This is a genomic window from Siccirubricoccus deserti (genome assembly GCF_014283215.1).
Taxonomy (GTDB): Bacteria; Pseudomonadota; Alphaproteobacteria; order Acetobacterales; family Acetobacteraceae; genus Siccirubricoccus; species Siccirubricoccus deserti.
Genome location: NZ_JACOMF010000230.1, coordinates 1 through 1131 on the forward strand (window position 1 = coordinate 1; position 1131 = coordinate 1131).

Annotated in this window: 1 protein-coding gene; it reads left to right on the forward strand. The window is 68.3% G+C overall.

Features of this window, described 5'->3' with window-relative positions; translation table 11 throughout:
* On the forward strand, window positions 1-404 hold a 404-nt coding region (locus H7965_RS29990), incomplete at its 5' end, for a glutathione S-transferase family protein (RefSeq protein WP_222440898.1).
* Window positions 405-1131 lie beyond the last annotated feature (727 nt).

The following is a 1131-nucleotide window of genomic DNA, read 5'->3' on the forward strand; positions in this document are numbered from 1 at the left end:
GGCTAGACCACCAGGTCGGACCAGGCCGGTCGCTGACGCCGCTCGCCGGTCCGGAGCGCCTGGCCGTGACGAGGCTGCTGGCCCTGGCGGTCGGGGCGGCGGAGCGGCTGGTGCAGGCCTTCTACGAGGAGCGCCGCCGGCCGGACGAGAAGGTCTGGCCCGAGCAGGTCGAGAAGCTCCATGCCCAGGTCCGCGGCGGGCTCGACACGCTGGAGGCAGCCCTCGGGGGCGAATGGCTGGCGATCGGCCGGATGACCCAGGTCGACGTGACCACGACCTGCCTGCTCGACAGCGTCGAGCACCTGGCGCCGGCACTCGCCCAGGACCGCTATCCGAGGCTGAAAGGGCTACGGGACCGAGTGGACGCCATCCCGGCGGTGGGCGCGACGAAGTTCAAGGCGTGAGGGCACCGCCCTGCGGAGCCGGAATCGCAGGAATACTTGCCGACCGGCAAACCCAGCTCTCCGGAGCTTTTATTGTGCGCGTGGCCCCGCCCGCTGCAGTGCCGGGCGGCCGGGCAAAGAAAGAGCGCCAAGCCTGCCAGGGTCGGCGCTCAAGGTGACAGGATTCCAGGATGCAATGGAAGGGAGGATAAGCCCCCAACCGGCAGGCGAACGCGCCGCCGCCAGCTCGGTTCACGCGGCAGCGTCGCCCGAGGTCACCAAGAGTGGTGGACATCGCCAAGCCGCGCGCCACGAGGCCGGCTCCACTTAACGGCTGCGTGCCTGCACAGCTTTGGCCGCGCCTTGATCCGAGCGTGTTTGGGCAGCGTGCAGCGGGGTTGACCTATGCAGCTGCCGCGCTACGGGATGCGGGGTTGGCCGGCGGAGACAACCTGTCACTCAGCACCACGACACGGGTGGACAAACCATCCGCCAGCGGTTTCGAGCTCCCTGCTACGAGCCATTGCTCCCACTCAACTTGCCACTGGGCGACCTCAGCTCGCTGGCCGTCGATGCTGATCCAGTAGAAGCCATCTTCCAACTGATCCGGGTCAGGCATCGGTCGTCTCCACCCTCATCGCGCTCCGGCCAGCGCTCCGGCTTGGCTCGCGACCCTAACGCGCTTGTAACGGCCTGGGTCCCTCTGTTTGGAAGAATTCGCAGCGGGAAGTTCGAGGCCCGCCATCGG